Consider the following 16,921-nt stretch of genomic DNA (forward strand, 5'->3'; position numbering starts at 1 on the left):
ATTGCCAAAAAAACAAGCTGATAAAATAACATAATTTAAAAAGAAACCCAGAAAACAGTAGGAATAATCGTTAGAATACACTTATTTTATCAGTCGCAAAACTTTCGATAAAAAACTGGTGTCTTTACAACCTTTAGGTGTGCAACAGTAATTATCCGTCGAAAAAAAGATGGAATTAAGAAACTAGCTTTTTCAAGTACGAGCCGATAAATACCTAAATCTAAGTATTTTAACAAAAAAAATAATTTTTGGCGCTATAATTGACGTAGAGAGGTGTCCCAAAACATACTTATTATGAAAAACTTTACTAAATCCCTGGTCATTGTCCTCAATTTTTTCCCTTATCTTATTAGGAAAATTTATTTTAAATAGAAACAGTCTGAAGACGCCTCATCAATAAAATAGTGTCTACCTTTATTTAGTGTTTAAAACCTTATATAGTCCGGTAGAAAAGCTTGATATTTTTCCGTTTAGCAACCTGTTTGTAAAACGAGATGACCTAATAGACCCGTTTATTTCTGGAAACAAGTGGCGCAAGCTAAAATATATTTTAGCCAAAGTCAATAGGTTAGGAAAGCCGCATTTAGTAACTTTTGGAGGCGCCTACAGCAACCATCTTGTTGCCACTGCCGCTGCTGCCGCAAAAAGTAATCTGAAATGCACTGCATTTGTTAGAGGCGAGATTGTAAGCAATGAAATGCTGTTTTTGTGCAGGCTTTACGGCGCTAAACTGATTTTTGTAAGCAGAGATGACTATAAACAAAAAGAGAAACTCTTCAAAAACTATTTTGAGCATGACCCAGAGGCATTTTTTATAGATGAAGGGGGAGCAAGTGAGGAGGCCGTACAAGGCTGCGCCGAAATTATCTCAGAACTACCAACAACCTATAAATACATATTCTGTGCAGCAGGCACAGGAACTACAGCCGCAGGCTTACTACAGGGCATAACGTCAGCTAAGCTCGATACAGAACTACACATTATTAATGTGTTAAAAAATGGAGAATGGCTAAATACAGAAATCGCCAAATATACCGACGTAACCAAAAAACTTGTAATCCATCAAGATTATCACTGTGGCGGATATGCCAAAGCAACCCCTCAACTTATTGATTTTATAAAAAACTTCGTGGCAACCACGGGCGTGCTTTTAGACCCAGTTTACACCGCAAAAATATTTTATGCCATTGTAGATCTGCAAGCAAAGGGTGCGCTGAAAGCTTCAGACAAAATTTTGGCAATTCATAGCGGTGGTTTGCTGGGATTAATGGGCATGAAAGACAAATTCTAAGGCTAGCTGTTAAAAAAGTTTTCCACATTTTACAGTTTTCGCGTGATGATTTTTCTAAACCCTACTTTAAACGGTTTAAAGCTATTTTATCGATTTTACATAAAAACCCCCTTCGATTGGAATTGGAGGGCGTTTTGATTAAATTTGAGTCTGACCAAAATAGCTAACATGTACAAATTAGAAATAACACCAGACCGAGTTAGGGAAACCCTCAGCAAGCACGTATTGGCAGATGGATTCGACATGACTTATGACATTGAAAAAAGCGAGGGGTCTTTCCTATATGATTCTAAATACAACAGAAGCTTATTGGACTTTTTTAGCTGTTTTGCTTCTGTACCCTTGGGGTATAATCATCCCAAAATGATGCAAGACGAGGCGTTCAAAAAAAATCTGCTCGAAGCGGCGATGGCAAATCCATCAAATTCTGATGTTTATACGCAACAGTATGCTCAATTTGTAGAAACATTTGGCAACACTGGGATCCCGAATTATTTGCCGCATGCATTTTTTATTGCCGGCGGTGGATTAGCGGTGGAAAATGCGCTAAAAGCAGCCATGGATTGGAAAGTGCAAAAGAATTTTGCGCGTGGCATTAAAGAAGAGAAAGGCACGAAAGTGCTTCATTTCGAAAAAGCTTTTCACGGACGGACAGGCTACACGCTTAGCTTAACCAATACCTTGCCCAATAAAACAAAATGGTTTGCAAAATTCGATTGGCCACGTGTCAGTGTACCCCAAGTGAAGTTTCCATTAGATGGGGAAAACTTAGAAACTGCGAAACAAACCGAAGAGCGTTCAATCGCGCAAATTAAGGAGGCCTTTAAAAAGTATCCAAATGAAATATGCGCCATTTTAATTGAGCCCATCCAATCTGAAGGTGGAGACAGCCACTTGCGTGAGGAATTTTTGATAGCGCTTAAAACCTTAGCCGACGAAAATGAAGCTTGTTTGATTTATGATGAAGTACAAACTGGGGTTGGTTTAACCGGAAAATTTTGGTGCCATCAAAATTTTAGCGAAAGGGCACGTCCAGACATTTTAGCTTTTGGAAAAAAAATGCAAGTTTGCGGCATCCTGGCCGGCAAAAAGCTCGATGAAATAGAAAAAAATGTATTTAAAGTGCCAAGCCGCATTAATTCTACCTGGGGCGGAAATTTGGTTGATATGGTTCGCGCAACAAAAATACTTCAAATTGTAGAAGAAGATAAGCTTTGTGAAAATGCTGCTACCGTGGGTAGTTATCTTCAAGAAAACTTAAAAAGCTTAGCTACAAAATTTGATAAGGTAAGCAATGTGCGTGGTCGTGGGTTACTTACTGCGTTTGACTTTCCTTCTAAAGAAATGCGAGATGAATTTCTAAAAAAAGGAATGGAGCACAATGTATTGTTTTTAGGTTGCGGAAACCGCACAATCAGATTTAGACCTGCACTTTGTATAGAAAAGAAACATGTAGATTTAGGAATAGAAGTAATGGAGAAAATATTGCCGGGACTTTAAAGATTAGATGTGAGACGATAGATATGAGATGTGAGATGCCTGCATTGCCCCAACTTATAGGTTAAAATTGTCGCTGCGCTACAATCGACGGATTCATGCAATTTATTAATTATCAGCTGGTTGCATACTGTGTTGTTTTTGTTCTTTCTCCCGGCAGTCTGACCAAGATTTACCTCCGATTTACCCAACGCTGTCCTTTCCGGACGGGAGTCCTAATTTTTCTTAAAAAAAAAGTAGCAAGACCGAGCATTTTTGCGAGCTCATAAATGCAATTAAAACAATAAACGCTGATCAATAAATTCAAGGATGGCACCTCTTTGGGTAAAAATTCGCCAAGTTGCCTAATATCGATGCTTCGAGGCCTTTCCCAGCGCGCCGGCTATAGCGACTTTGTTTCATCGAATTCTAAACAGACTCTCAGAGTAAAAGGTTAAAAAAGAATTTGGAGATTTGGAATTTCAACTTTTGTCAGACAAGACTTGTAAGCAATAGTCTCTTTATCATCCTAAAATATCATATCTGGTTCATCCAACCATGCGCAAATGCCGCCCTATTTCTTTCTCAACACCAACATTAACTTTTTATAATCAATCTTCGCTTTGTATTCCATTAGAATATCTCCTCCAACAATACAAGAAATTGGTGGATGCCCGAATTGCTCGTAAGTTTGACTTACCGATTGTAGATCAAATGCAACTGCTTCGTATTTTTTAATTTTAAGCTTCCCAATTTTCCAATATGGAATTTGGGCCTGTATGGTTGTGGTAGAAGTAAATAAAGTTGCCGCACTAATGTCTTCATTAACCATTTTCTCGGTTGGCAGATGTTCCTCTAGCAACGCTTTATCAAATACTGACCTAGAAGCGCCCGTATCGAGAACGGCGTAATGCATCTTCTTAAAAACAACAACTTCCATCAAAAGATGGAAGCCGTCGTCGTTTAAATTTATTAATCTAAGCGGAATTTTAAATTTTTTCATTCAAAATTAAAAGCAATTATATCAATTTCATATCAACCAACACATCGTTCATTTTACGAACAGCATCTGCGCTCTTATTAAAGCGTGTTTGTTCCTCTTCATTAAGTTCAAAATCAATGATTTTTTCCCAACCATTTCTTCCAATCACCACAGGTACGCCAAGGCTAATGTCTTTTTGTCCGTATTCTCCTTCAAGCGAAACGCAGCAGGTAAACAATTTTTTCTCATCGCGCAAAATGGCTTGCACCAATGCTGCTCCAGCTGCTCCTGGCGCATACCAAGCAGAAGTACCAATTAATCCCGTTAAAGTAGCTCCGCCAACCATGGTATCTGCAGCAACTTTATCTAGCGTAGCTTGATCTAGCAAATGGCTAACAGGCAAACTTTGGTATGTTGCCAAACGAGTTAAAGGAATCATCGTAGTATCGCCGTGGCCACCAATTACAAAGCCTTGTAAATCGTTAGGGCTACAATTTAATGCTTGCGATAGATAAAATTTGAATCTTGCACTGTCTAAGGTACCGCCCATACCTATGATGCGATTTTTTGGTAAACCCAAAGATTTTAAAGCCAAGTAGGCCATGGTATCCATTGGATTGCTTATTACAATAAAGATTGTTTCTGGAGAATATTTTAAAATGTTTTCTGCAACGCCTTTTACTATTCCCGCATTAATGCCAATCAATTCTTCGCGGGTCATCCCTGGTTTTCGAGGCAGACCCGAAGTAATAATCACTACATCAGATCCCTCTGTTTGGCTGTAATCGTTGGTTACGCCTTTTATTTTTGTATCGAAACCCAACAAAGTCGAGCCTTGCATCATATCCATTGCTTTGCCTTCTGCAAAACCTTGCTTAATATCTAGCAAAACCACTTCGTTTGCCAATGCCTTTCTCGCAATATTATCGGCACATGTGGCGCCTACCGCACCCGCGCCCACAACAGTAACTTTCATGTCTATTTTTTTAAGTTTATAATTCTACCAATATAAAAATAATAACAGGAAGACACCAATTCTGTTTCGTTTTTATGGCAATGAAATAGAATTCTTACAAATGAAAGCTTTTTTAAAACAGCGCTTTCTTTTTTCGAGGATTTGTAGAAAACATCGACACAAATCATCCAGACTTCTCCAATTAATCAAAATGTATGGTGTTGCTATTCAGCTCAATTTTATATATGTTTGCCAAAATTTTAAATCAAAATGAAACAAAAAAATTTTACACATCTTGCTGCAATTAGCGCCTTTGCATTAGCAATAACTTTTTCAGCCTGCCAAAACAACACGTCGAAAACTGGCTCTACAACGCCGAAGAAAGATAGTTCTACCGCAACTGTTGATCCAAGCCAAAAAATTGTTTTTGTTAACTCAGACTCCTTGTTAAGCAAATACGATTATTATAAAGATTTAAAGACCAAATTCGACTCAAAAACCAAATCTGCGCAAGCAGACATGCAGTCTAAAACTCAAGCATTTCAGCGAGAAGTAGCTGAGTACCAAAAAAATGCAGCCACTTTGGCCGCAGATGTTAGAAAATCGACCGAAGAACGTTTAGGCCGCAAACAACAAGAACTGCAAACTTACCAACAAAATGCAGGCGGGTCTTTGCAAAATGACCAAGCGGCAGAAAATGAAAAGCTATACAACAAAATTGCCGACTATTTAAAAGGCTATGCTAAAGATAAAGGCTACAAGATGGTAATGACCTATGCCAAAGGAAGCAGTGCAATTCTATATGCTGATGATAGTTTAGACGTAACCTCTGAAGTGATTAAAGGATTGAATGAAGATTACGCAAAAACAAAAAAATAAGCGTGCTTTTTTCTAACAGAACAAAATGCCCCAAAATATTTTGGGGCATTTTGTTTATATAACGTGTTCAAAATTTAAAGGTAAAAAAACGAGTTGGCACATAGAATTTACTGATCCTCAAAAAGCCCTTCTATTAAACCGTCTGTTTCTCTCCTATCTTTCTTGGTGGGTCTGCCTATACCACGCGCACGTTTAAGTACAGGCGCATGAAACGTACTTTTAAAACCCTGAGTTTCTTCAATAGGTGTAAGGTCTTTATATTTTGTTAGAGCTGTGGGAGAATCGGTTCGTTGATACGAGAAATCTATCACTTCTATTAATTTCTTCTCTATGCCTTTATTTACTTGATAGATATCGCCTATTTTAACAATGGCTGATGGTTTTAAGTTTTGCCCATTAAGTTTCACCCGACCCGCTTTACAGGCTTCTGTTGCCAAACTGCGGGTTTTGAACAGCCTAATAGACCATAAATACTTATCGATTCTAAGTTTTTCTTGAGCTGCCATCGCGTCAAAATTACATAACAAAAGACAATTTCTTCTACTAAAACCGTGCTTAATAGATAAAAATGGTTTATTTTGCGTAAAATTTAAAAACGAACATGTACTCAGATTTAAAAAAATTAATAGAAGCCGCTTGGGAAGATAGAAACCTTTTAAAATACAGCAACTATTGCGAAGCGATCGAATCTGTCATCTCGCGATTGAACAAAGGAGAAATCCGCGTTGCAGAACCGGTTTTAAATGCCTGGGGCGTTAACGATTGGGTTAAAAAGGCAGTGATTCTTTATTTCCCAATTAGGGTTATGAAAGAAATAAAAACAGGCCCTTTTGTTTTCCACGACAAAATGGAGCTCAAATCAGATTATAAAGAAAGCGGTGTACGGGTTGTACCAATGGCCAGCGCCAGGTATGGCTCATTTTTAGCAAAGGGAGTAATCATGATGCCATCTTACGTAAATATTGGTGCTTATGTAGACGAAGATACCATGATAGATACTTGGGCTACCGTAGGCTCTTGTGCACAAATTGGCAAGCGGGTACACCTTAGTGGTGGCGTAGGTATTGGAGGGGTATTAGAGCCCGTACAAAGTGCCCCTGTAATTATAGAAGATGACTGTTTTCTAGGCTCCCGCGCAATTGTGGTAGAAGGTGTAAAATTAGAAAAAGAAGTAGTTTTAGGCGCCAATGTTGTGTTAACAGCTTCGACCAAAATTATCGACGTAACAGGCGATACTCCTAAAGAATATAAAGGAATAGTACCCTCTAGATCCGTTGTAATTCCAGGTAGTTATACAAAGAAGTTTCCTGCAGGCGAATACCACGTACCCTGCGCACTGATTATAGGCAAACGGAAAGAAAGCACCGATAAAAAAACCTCGCTAAACGACGCACTTAGAGAAAATAATGTAGCAGTTTAAGCCAAAAGCAGAAAGGTGAAAGCTGAAAGCGAAAAGCAACTTCTAAAGGCCGAAAGTTCTGAACTTGAGCAATCAAGCATTGGTCTTTTGGCTCTAAGCTCTAAGCTTAATATAGGTTTCGATGGAAAACGTGCAACCAACAACCTTACTGGTCTTGGCAACTACAGCAGGTCGCTTATTAAACTTTTGGCAGAAAAGAGACCCGAAAATAGGTATTTGGTTTATACACCAAAAGTAAAATCTAACTTACGCATTGCCAGCTTTGTTGAGACTAAGGGTTTAGAGGTAAAAACTCCAAAAACCAGCAATTTTTTATGGCGTAGTTTTGGTATATTAAAAGACCTCATCAATGATGGAGTTGACCTCTATCATGGTTTAAGTCAAGAAATTCCTTTCGCAATAAATCACTCTAAAATCAAATCGGTGGTAACCATTCACGATTTGATTTTCTTGCGTTTCCCAAAATATTATAAATTTTTGGATCGAAAAATCTACACGTTTAAGAGCAAATATGCTTGCAAAAATGCCAATTCGATTATCGCGATAAGCGAAAAAACAAAAGCAGATATTGTTGAGCTCTATGGAATACCTGAAGATAAAATCAAAGTAATCTATCAAACTTGCGACGATATTTTTAAAACAGCTTCAACAGAAGAAGAGCTAGAACTGGTCTCGGCAAAATATAAATTACCATCAAGCTACCTATTAAATGTAGGCACAATAGAAGAGCGCAAAAACTTATTAAGTCTGATAAGAGCACTTCCGCAACTAAGCCAAGCAAATAAACTCGTGGTTATTGGCAAAGAAACCAGCTATAAAAAATTAGTGCTAGAAGAAATAAAAAAGCTGAAACTGCAAAAACAGGTTATCTTTCTGAAAAATGTTCCTTTTAATGATTTACCAGCCATCTATCAACTTTCAAAAGCCTTTATTTATCCCTCAAAATATGAAGGATTTGGTATCCCAATTCTGGAGGCACTTTATTCAAAAACACCTGTAATTGCAGCAACTGGATCATGTTTGGAAGAAGCCGGTGGACCAACCAGTTTATACGTCCATCCAGATGATGATCTGGCACTCGCAAAAGCCATAGAAACCGTTTTACATTCTACCGCATTGCGGAATGCGATGATTGAAAAAGGATTGCTGCACGCAAGTAAGTTTAACAGCGAAAAAATTACAGCAGACGTTATGAACACTTATTTGGCAGTAATGCAAGAAAATTTGAATTAAGAATTGAAGGAATGCTACAAGATGAAATAAAAAAAAGTTTAGAGGTTCTAAAATCCGGGGGAGTAATCCTCTATCCTACTGATACCATTTGGGGATTGGGCTGCGATGCTACAAATGAAGAGGCTGTACAGAAATTGTTAGGTTTAAAGAATCGTCCGCCAGAAAAAAGCTTGATCGTATTATTAGATACAGATAACAAATTGCAAAGCTACGTAACAGAAATTCCAGAAGTGGCGTACGAATTAATTGAATATGCAGAAAGCCCTTTAACAATAATATTCTCTGGCGCTAAAAACCTTGCTAAAAGTGTAGTAAATAAAGATGGAAGTGTGGGGATTAGGATTGTTAAGCACGATTTCTGCACCACCTTATTACAGCGCTTTCGCAAGCCTATTGTTTCTACCTCGGCAAATTTAAGTGGGCAACCTTCCCCACGCATCTTTGATGAGATGGATCCCGAAATATTATCTGGGGTGGATTATATAGTAGATTTTGAGCAACAAAACCGCACTCTGAATAAGCCCTCTACCATTGTTAAACTTGGTCCTTCGGGGCAATTTGAGTTCATTAGAAAATAGCGATAACTCTGTAGATTTCTAAAAATAACAAATAGAGCTGCAAATGTTTTATTATTTTCGCAGAAATAGCGTAACGATTCGATTTACCAGATGTTAAACTTAACCGAAGATATGGCAGAATTTCCCGATTTAAGCATTCATCTCCAGCATCCAATTTTTAAGGCGCTTAAAGACGTGGCAGACGAAAGTGCGATAGATGCTTATGTTGTGGGCGGTTTTGTAAGAGATCTTTTATTAGAAAGACCTTCAAAAGACATAGACGTGGTGGTGCTTGGCAGCGGCATTTCTTTTGCACAAAATGTAGGCAAAAAGCTAAACGAACAAGTTTCCATATTCAAAAACTTTGGCACAGCAAATCTTAAGCATCAAGGTTTGGAGGTTGAGTTTGTGGGCGCTAGAAAAGAGTCCTATCGCACTGAATCGCGAAAACCGATTGTTGAAAATGGCACCTTAGCCGATGATCAGTTAAGAAGAGATTTTAGCATAAACGCCATGGCCATCCAACTAAATTCGGCGCAGTTTGGTAAAATGCTCGACCCTTTTGAAGGTATAGAAGATTTAGAAAAAAAGCTTATTAAAACACCGGTAAATCCAGAAGTGACATTTTCTGACGACCCATTAAGAATGCTTAGAGCTATACGGTTTGCCACACAATTAGATTTTTTGATAGATCCTTTGGCTATTGCCGCTATAAAAGGAAAGAAAGAGCGGATAAAAATTATTTCTCAAGAGCGGATTACAGATGAACTGAATAAAATCATCTCTTCGCCTAAACCTTCTATTGGATTTAAACTACTGTTCGACACTGGTTTACTGGAAATTATCTTTCCACAAATGGCAAATCTATACGGTGTAGATTACATTGCTGGCAAAGGACATAAAGACAATTTCTACCACACCTTAGAAGTGCTGGATAATATTTGTACCGCTACAGACGACCTTTGGCTTAGGTGGGCGGCCATTTTACACGATATTGCCAAACCAGCTACAAAACGCTTTGAACCTAGTCATGGCTGGACTTTCCACGGCCACGAAGATCGAGGAGCGCGTATGGTTCCAAAAATATTTGGCCAACTAAAACTTCCTCAAAATGAGAAAATGAAGTACGTGCAAAAACTGGTAAGGTTACATTTAAGGCCAATTGTTTTAGCGCAAGAAACGGTAACAGACTCTGCCGTTAGAAGGCTTTTGTTTGATGCAGGCGAAGAGATAGATAGCTTAATGATGCTCTGTAATGCAGATGTAACGACCAAAAACGAATACAAAAAAACAAAATACCGCAGAAATTTTCTTTTGGTCGTTCAGAAATTAAAAGATGTAGAAGAGCGCGATCAATTGAGAAATTGGCAGCCTCCTGTTACTGGTCAAAACATTATGGAAACTTTTAATCTAGCACCAGGCAAAGAGGTTGGAGAAATTAAAAATGCAATTAGAGAGGCTATTTTAGAAGGAGAAATAAAAAATGATTTTAACGACGCCCACCAATTTATGCTCGATTACGCAAAAAACCTAGGTCTACACCCCACCATAAATTAAATAAACCTAAACACAAAGCAAATTAAATTGTTAATCGAACGCTTCGACTTTTTGCGATGCAGGAAATTAACTTTAATTTTACAAGTTGAAAACACACAAATGGCGATTTATAAATTTAAAATTACTTTCGAAGATTTCGATGATGTGATACAAGAGATTGATATAAAATCTAATCAAACCTTTCTGGACCTACATCGTGCGATTCATAAAACCACAGGATATGATGTAGAGAAGGCTTCCTCTTTCTATGTTAGCACAGATAATTGGTTAAAAGGAGACGAAATTGCCTACTTGCCAAATGATCGAAAAAAAGACCGTGTGGTATTGATGGAAAATTCTAAATTAAGCGGCTTTATAGAAGATCCACACCAAAAATTTTATTACATCTATAACTTTGAGCGGTCTTACGAATTCCACGTAGAACTTATCAAAATAATTTTAGAATCCAACCCGAACATCCAATATCCATATTTGGCAAAAAGTGTTGGTATTGCGCCAAAAATGATGGTTCAAAATAGTTCGGCAGAGGCAGATTCAACGGGGGAAACTTCTTCTGAATTTGACTTTTTAAACGCTATGGATTTTGTACCAGAAGATGCCGATGAGATAGAGTCAATGGGCGGGCTTGGAATTAATGAAGAGGAAAAAGAAGGTGCTGACGAAGAGGAAAATGAAGATGAATTTGGTGGAGATGACGAAGCTTACGGAGAAGAAGAGGAGAAAGACTATTAATTTGACTTCGATAAACACATCCAGACTGAAATACTAGTTAAATATAGAGTTAACTTTATTTAAATGAATAGTAATGATTGAGCCCAGGTTACCTATATTCTCAAATTGTAAATAATAGACCAAACCGGTAACGCAGAATAAGCTAGGGGTTTTTTTTTATAATTAACGTATGACGAAGCTTAAAACACTTATTGCTATTGTTGGGCCAACTGCTATTGGAAAAACCTGCATGGGCATAAAAGTTGCCAACTATTTTGATACTGAAATCATTTCTGCAGACTCGCGCCAATTTTATAGCGAAATGTCTATCGGCACCGCAAAACCCACCGTAGAAGAGCTTAGCCAAGCCAAACATCATTTTATAAATTCGACCTCCATCAACGAACTCTTCAGCATTGGCGATTTTGAAACAAATGCTTTACATGTATTAGACAAAATTTTCGCGACCAGAAATGTTGCCGTACTGGTAGGTGGTTCTGGTATGTATGTAAATGCCTTGTTAAACGGGCTAGATGACATGCCAGAGATTGACCTATCCATTAGAGAAAAACTAAATATACAGTTGGCTACTGAAGGAATAGAATCGATTAAGTCTCAATTGCAAGAAATAGACCCCGAATATTTTGAACAAGTAGATCAATACAACCCCCAAAGAATGATTAGGGGATTGGAAGTATTTCTATCTACCGGACAAAAACTATCTGCTCTGCGTTCTAAAACTAAAAAAAAACGCTCTTTTTCCGTGATAAAAATAGGTTTAAACACCGATAGAGAAAAGCTTTATCAACAAATAAATAAACGGGTTGATGAAATGATGGCCGCTGGGTTGCTAAGCGAAGTAACTTCACTTAAAGAATTTAGACAGCTAAATGCTTTAAAAACCGTTGGCTACAACGAGCTTTTTGAGCATTTAGATGGGAAAATTTCGCTAGAACAAGCAGTTACCTCCATTAAACAAAACACCAGGCGCTTTGCCAAAAGGCAACTTACTTGGTTTAGAAAAGATGAAGAGATACATTGGTTTGAATCTAACGATCAGCCAAAAATAATTAGCTTCCTCAACTCAGCGTTGGCGAACACCAACTAAGCCTGCGCAGTTGGCCCACCAAATCCCATTGGGAAAGACTGGTCTTCTTGCACTTTTATTTTACCATTTACCGATTCAAATTTGCTAATATTATCCTCTAGTGCTTCAGCCAATCTCTTTGCGTGAGTTGGTGTGAGGATAATTCTAGATTTCACTTTTGCTTTTGGAATGCCTGGCATTACTCTAATAAAATCTAAAATGAATTCTGTGTTGGAATGGGTAATAATCGCCAGATTAGAAAAAATTCCTTCTGCCACTTCTTCTGATAATTCTATGTTTAGTTGATTCTCTTCTTGTGCATTGTTTTCCATAAACAAAAATAGCAAAAAAAAGCCCTCAACGTGGAATGTTGAGGGCTAAACTTTTAGAAAAAATATTATTTATGCTTCTACTTCTTCCTCTTTTTTAGATGCTAGAAGTTTATCGTATTCTTCTTGAGAACCAACAATAATACGCTCATACCCTCTAACTCCAGTTCCAGAAGGAATTAAATGTCCAACAATTACATTTTCCTTTAATCCAAGCATATTGTCACGCTTACCAGCAATTGCTGCCTCGTTTAACACTTTAGTTGTTTCTTGGAAAGATGCTGCAGAAATGAATGATTTAGTACCCAACGACGCACGAGTTATACCTTGCAAAATTGAGCTTGCGGTCGCTGGTTTAGCATCTCTTACTTGAATCTGCTTCAAATCTTGACGTTTCAATTGAGAATTTGCATCTCTTAAGTTACGTAAAGAAATTATTTGACCAGCTTTAGCTTCGTTAGAATCTCCTGGATCTTCAACAACCTTCTTATCGTACATCAAATCGTTTTCGTCTCCAAAATCCCAACGATCCACCGCATTATTTTCTAAGAAAATGGTATCACCTGGATCTTCGATGTGAACTTTCTGCATCATTTGGTGAACAATCACCTCAAAATGCTTATCGTTAATCTTTACACCTTGTAAACGGTAAACTTCTTGTATACCATTAACCAAGTACTCTTGTACCGCAGCCGGGCCTTTAATTTTTAGAATGTCTGCAGGAGAAATAGAACCATCAGATAAAGGCATACCAGCCTTCACAAAATCGTTATCCTGAACCAAAATGTGTTTAGACAATGGTACCAAGTATTTTTTAATTTCTCCGTCTTTAGATTCAATGGTAATCTCGCGATTACCACGTTTAACGCCTCCAAGAGTTACCACACCGTCAATCTCTGTAACTACAGCAGGATTTGAAGGGTTACGTGCCTCGAATAATTCTGTTACACGTGGCAAACCACCTGTAATATCTCGGGTTTTACCAGTTGCTCTCGGAATTTTAGCAATAATTCTTCCGGTTTGAATGGTATCACCTTCATCTACAGAAACGTGTGCACCTACCGGGATGTTATAACCTTTAACTACTTCGCCTTTCTTGTCCAAAATTTGAACCGATGGATTTTTAGTTTTATCACGAGTATCTATAATTACCTTTTCACGGTGACCAGTTTGCTCATCAGATTCCTCGCGGAAAGTTACGCCTTCTATAACTGCATCGAAGCCAATCTTACCCGCAAACTCTGAAATGATTACCGCGTTGTATGGATCCCAAGAACAGATCTTGTCGCCTTTTGATAACTTATCTCCTTCTTTAACGAACAAAAATGCTCCATAAGGAATGTTGTTTGTTACAATAACACGTCCAGTTCCTGCCTCAATAATCTTAAATTCACCAGATCTACCAAGTACAATTTGAATAATACCGTCGTCAGTTTGTGTATCTACTGTACGAATGTTTTCAAATTCGATAACTCCATCAAATTTAGCTACAATGTTAGATTCTGCTGCAATGTTAGATGCAGTACCACCCACGTGGAAAGTACGTAATGTTAACTGTGTACCTGGCTCTCCAATAGATTGAGCTGCAATTACACCAACAGCCTCCCCTATCTGAACTTCTTTACCAGAAGCCAAATTACGTCCGTAACATAGACCACAAACGCCACGTTTAGCTTCGCAAGTTAATACAGAACGAATTTCTATTCCTTCTAACGGAGATTCCTCAATTGTTTTACCAATTTCTTCAGTAATCTGAGCTCCGGCGCTAACCAAAAGGGTATTATCTAATGGATTATAAACATCATGTAGCGAAGTACGACCTAAAATTCTATCGTATAACGACTCCACAATGTCTTCTTGATCTTTCAACGCCGTAGTGTACATCCCTCTCAAGGTACCACAATCTACATCGTTCACAATCATATCTTGTGCAACGTCATGCAATCTACGCGTTAAGTAACCAGCATCTGCAGTTTTTAACGCCGTATCTGCCAAACCTTTACGTGCACCGTGAGTAGATATAAAGTATTCTAATACCGATAAACCTTCCTTAAAGTTAGAAAGAATTGGATTTTCGATGATGTCTCCACCAGAACCAGATTTTTGTGGCTTAGCCATCAATCCACGCATTCCGCAAAGCTGACGAATTTGCTCTTTCGAACCACGTGCACCAGAATCCAACATCATGTAAACCGAATTGAACCCTTGGTTATCGCTAGACAACTGACTCATTACAAACGTAGTCAACCTGTTGTTTATACGTGTCCAGATATCGATAATTTGGTTGTAACGTTCGTTGTTTGTAATGAAACCCATGTTATAGTTGTTTCTTACTTCCTCAACTTCTGCTGCAGCCTGCTCTAATAACGTATGTTTCTCTACCGGAATATTAACATCTTGAAGGTTAAATGACAAGCCACCTTGGAAAGCCATTCTAAATCCTAATTCTTTAATATCGTCTAAGAAATGAGAAGCACGTGCCATACCGGTCATCTTAACCACTTCACCAATAATATCTCTAAGAGATTTTTTAGTTAAAAGTTCGTTAATGTATCCTAGTTCTTCTGGCACCATTTGGTTAAACAATACTCTACCAACTGTTGTGTCAGTTAATTGATTAACGATTGACCCGTCATTTTGCTTAACATTTACCCTTACCTTAATAAAGGCGTGCAAATCTAGTTTCTTTTCATTGTAAGCTATAATTACTTCTTCTGGAGAATAGAAAATTAAGTCTTGTCCTTTTACAACACGCCCTTCATCAGTTTTACGGCCTTTGGTAATGTAATAAAGACCCAAAACCATATCCTGAGAAGGTACCGTAATTGGTGTACCATTTGCCGGATTTAAAATGTTATGCGCTGCCAACATCAATACTTGGGCTTCCAAAATTGCTGCGTTACCCAAAGGTAAGTGAACCGCCATCTGGTCACCGTCAAAATCCGCGTTGAATGCTGTACAAACTAAGGGGTGCAATTGGATTGCTTTTCCTTCGATTAATTTTGGTTGGAAAGCCTGTATACCCAACCTGTGCAACGTAGGTGCACGGTTTAACAACACCGGGTGTCCTTTCAATACGTTTTCTAGAATATCCCAAACCAATGGATCTTTTCTATCAACAATTTTCTTGGCAGATTTTACGGTTTTTACGATACCGCGTTCAATCATTTTACGAATGATAAACGGCTTGTAAAGCTCTGCTGCCATATCTTTAGGGATACCGCACTCGTGCAATTTTAGGCTAGGCCCAACAACAATTACAGAACGGGCAGAATAATCTACACGTTTACCCAATAAGTTTTGACGGAAACGACCTTGCTTACCTTTCAAAATATCTGAAAGAGATTTTAAGGCACGATTACCTTCAGTTTTTACCGCGTTTACTTTCCGTGAGTTATCAAATAACGAATCTACCGCTTCTTGAAGCATACGTTTTTCGTTACGCAAAATAACCTCTGGTGCTTTGATTTCGATCAAACGCTTTAAGCGGTTGTTACGGATAATTACACGACGGTAAAGATCATTTAAATCTGAAGTTGCAAAACGACCGCCTTCTAAAGGCACTAATGGACGCAATTCTGGTGGAATTACAGGAACAATCTTTATAATCATCCATTCAGGACGATTCTCAATCCGTGTATTTGCACCACGGAAAGCCTCAACCACTTGAAGACGTTTTAAAGCCTCGTTTTTACGTTGTTGCGAAGTTTCGTTTGCTGCTTGATGACGTAAATCATAAGACAACTGATCTAAATCAATTCGTTTTAACAACTCTTCTAAAGCTTCAGCACCCATTTTGGCGATGAATTTATTAGGATCTTTGTCATCTAGATATTGATTTTCTTTAGGCAGTTTATCTAACAAATCTAAATATTCTTCCTCGGTTAAGAAGTCCATGCGATTTATGCCCTCTTCGGCCATTAAACCAGCTTGAATAACTACATAACGCTCGTAATAAATAATTAGATCTAATTTTTTGGTTGGCAAGCCTAACAAATAACCGATTTTATTTGGCAAAGAGCGGAAATACCAAATGTGCGCTACTGGAACCACCAATGCAATGTGGCCCATACGCTCACGACGTACTTTCTTCTCTGTTACCTCTACCCCACAACGATCGCACACAATGCCTTTGTAGCGAATACGCTTGTATTTACCGCAATGACATTCGTAATCTTTTACAGGGCCAAAAATACGCTCGCAAAACAAACCATCTCGTTCGGGTTTGTAGGTACGATAGTTGATTGTTTCTGGCTTTAAAACTTCACCACTAGAACGTTCCAAAATAATTTCTGGAGACGATAAGCTTATAGTTATCGAGGTGAAATTGCTTTTTAATTTATTATCCTTTTTGTAAGACATATTCTTTCTTTGAGTTATAAGTCTTAAGTTATACGTTATACGTTCATCTAACTTAGAACGTACAACGTAAAACTTAAAACTA

The 16,921-nt window shown here is 38.0% G+C and carries 14 protein-coding genes; 9 read left to right on the plus strand and 5 right to left on the minus strand.

Translation table 11 applies throughout. The features are described from left to right. The first annotated feature begins 421 nt into the window (after positions 1 to 421). A complete protein-coding gene (locus ABIB40_RS09115; protein WP_354358230.1) occupies positions 422 to 1,291 on the plus strand; it encodes a 1-aminocyclopropane-1-carboxylate deaminase/D-cysteine desulfhydrase in 870 nt (289 codons plus the stop codon). Positions 1,292 to 1,459: 168 nt separating this feature from the next. Then, on the plus strand, positions 1,460 to 2,791 hold the full coding sequence (gene lat / locus ABIB40_RS09120; protein WP_354358232.1) for an L-lysine 6-transaminase: 1,332 nt from the start codon (positions 1,460 to 1,462) through the stop codon (positions 2,789 to 2,791). A gap of 550 nt (positions 2,792 to 3,341) precedes the next feature. Here lat and ABIB40_RS09125 read toward each other — a convergent pair. After that, entirely contained in the window at positions 3,342 to 3,770 is a 429-nt protein-coding gene (locus ABIB40_RS09125; protein WP_354358234.1) for a retropepsin-like aspartic protease, read from the minus strand. 16 nt (positions 3,771 to 3,786) lie between these two features. Then, entirely contained in the window at positions 3,787 to 4,725 is a 939-nt protein-coding gene (locus ABIB40_RS09130) for a malate dehydrogenase (RefSeq protein WP_354358236.1), read from the minus strand. Between the two features lie 249 nt (positions 4,726 to 4,974). On the opposite strand from ABIB40_RS09130, the gene ABIB40_RS09135 reads away from it, so the two are divergent. After that, positions 4,975 to 5,583 (plus strand): OmpH/Skp family outer membrane protein, encoded by a 609-nt coding sequence (locus tag ABIB40_RS09135; RefSeq protein ID WP_354358238.1) that lies wholly within the window; start codon positions 4,975 to 4,977, stop codon positions 5,581 to 5,583. A gap of 107 nt (positions 5,584 to 5,690) precedes the next feature. Here ABIB40_RS09135 and ABIB40_RS09140 read toward each other — a convergent pair whose 3' ends face one another. Next, on the minus strand, positions 5,691 to 6,089 hold the full coding sequence (locus ABIB40_RS09140) for an RNA-binding S4 domain-containing protein (RefSeq protein WP_354358240.1): 399 nt from the start codon (positions 6,087 to 6,089) through the stop codon (positions 5,691 to 5,693). Between the two features lie 95 nt (positions 6,090 to 6,184). Between ABIB40_RS09140 and ABIB40_RS09145 the strand changes: the two genes are divergently transcribed. The 6 genes from ABIB40_RS09145 (at position 6,185) to miaA (ending at position 12,169) form a co-directional block, all read left to right on the plus strand. Further along, entirely contained in the window at positions 6,185 to 7,003 is an 819-nt protein-coding gene (locus ABIB40_RS09145; RefSeq protein ID WP_354358242.1) for a 2,3,4,5-tetrahydropyridine-2,6-dicarboxylate N-succinyltransferase, read from the plus strand. Between the two features lie 15 nt (positions 7,004 to 7,018). Beyond that, positions 7,019 to 8,236 carry a glycosyltransferase family 4 protein gene (locus ABIB40_RS09150; protein WP_354358244.1) on the plus strand — a complete coding sequence of 406 codons (1,218 nt, stop codon included), beginning with the start codon at positions 7,019 to 7,021 and terminating at the stop codon, positions 8,234 to 8,236. Between the two features lie 11 nt (positions 8,237 to 8,247). Then, the gene (locus ABIB40_RS09155; protein WP_354358246.1) at positions 8,248 to 8,814 is read left to right on the plus strand and encodes an L-threonylcarbamoyladenylate synthase; all 567 of its coding nucleotides are present in this window, start codon (positions 8,248 to 8,250) and stop codon (positions 8,812 to 8,814) included. Between the two features lie 90 nt (positions 8,815 to 8,904). After that, positions 8,905 to 10,350 (plus strand): CCA tRNA nucleotidyltransferase, encoded by a 1,446-nt coding sequence (locus ABIB40_RS09160; protein ID WP_354358248.1) that lies wholly within the window; start codon positions 8,905 to 8,907, stop codon positions 10,348 to 10,350. Positions 10,351 to 10,449: 99 nt separating this feature from the next. After that, positions 10,450 to 11,082 (plus strand): IS1096 element passenger TnpR family protein, encoded by a 633-nt coding sequence (locus ABIB40_RS09165; protein WP_354358250.1) that lies wholly within the window; start codon positions 10,450 to 10,452, stop codon positions 11,080 to 11,082. A 169-nt stretch (positions 11,083 to 11,251) separates the two neighbouring features. Further along, on the plus strand, positions 11,252 to 12,169 hold the full coding sequence (gene miaA, locus ABIB40_RS09170) for a tRNA (adenosine(37)-N6)-dimethylallyltransferase MiaA (protein ID WP_354358252.1): 918 nt from the start codon (positions 11,252 to 11,254) through the stop codon (positions 12,167 to 12,169). On the opposite strand, the gene ABIB40_RS09175 is transcribed toward miaA, so the two are convergent. Then, positions 12,166 to 12,480: a DUF3467 domain-containing protein gene (locus ABIB40_RS09175; protein WP_354358254.1), complete on the minus strand. Its 315-nt coding sequence runs from the start codon at positions 12,478 to 12,480 to the stop codon at positions 12,166 to 12,168. The two genes, miaA and ABIB40_RS09175, sit on opposite strands and share 4 nt — an antisense overlap. Before the next feature lie 69 nt (positions 12,481 to 12,549). Next, entirely contained in the window at positions 12,550 to 16,839 is a 4,290-nt protein-coding gene (rpoC, locus tag ABIB40_RS09180; protein WP_354358256.1) for a DNA-directed RNA polymerase subunit beta', read from the minus strand. Positions 16,840 to 16,921: the final 82 nt, after the last annotated feature.

Origin of the sequence: Pedobacter sp. UYP30, assembly GCF_040547165.1 — a bacterium.
Lineage (GTDB): Bacteria > Bacteroidota > Bacteroidia > Sphingobacteriales > Sphingobacteriaceae > Pedobacter.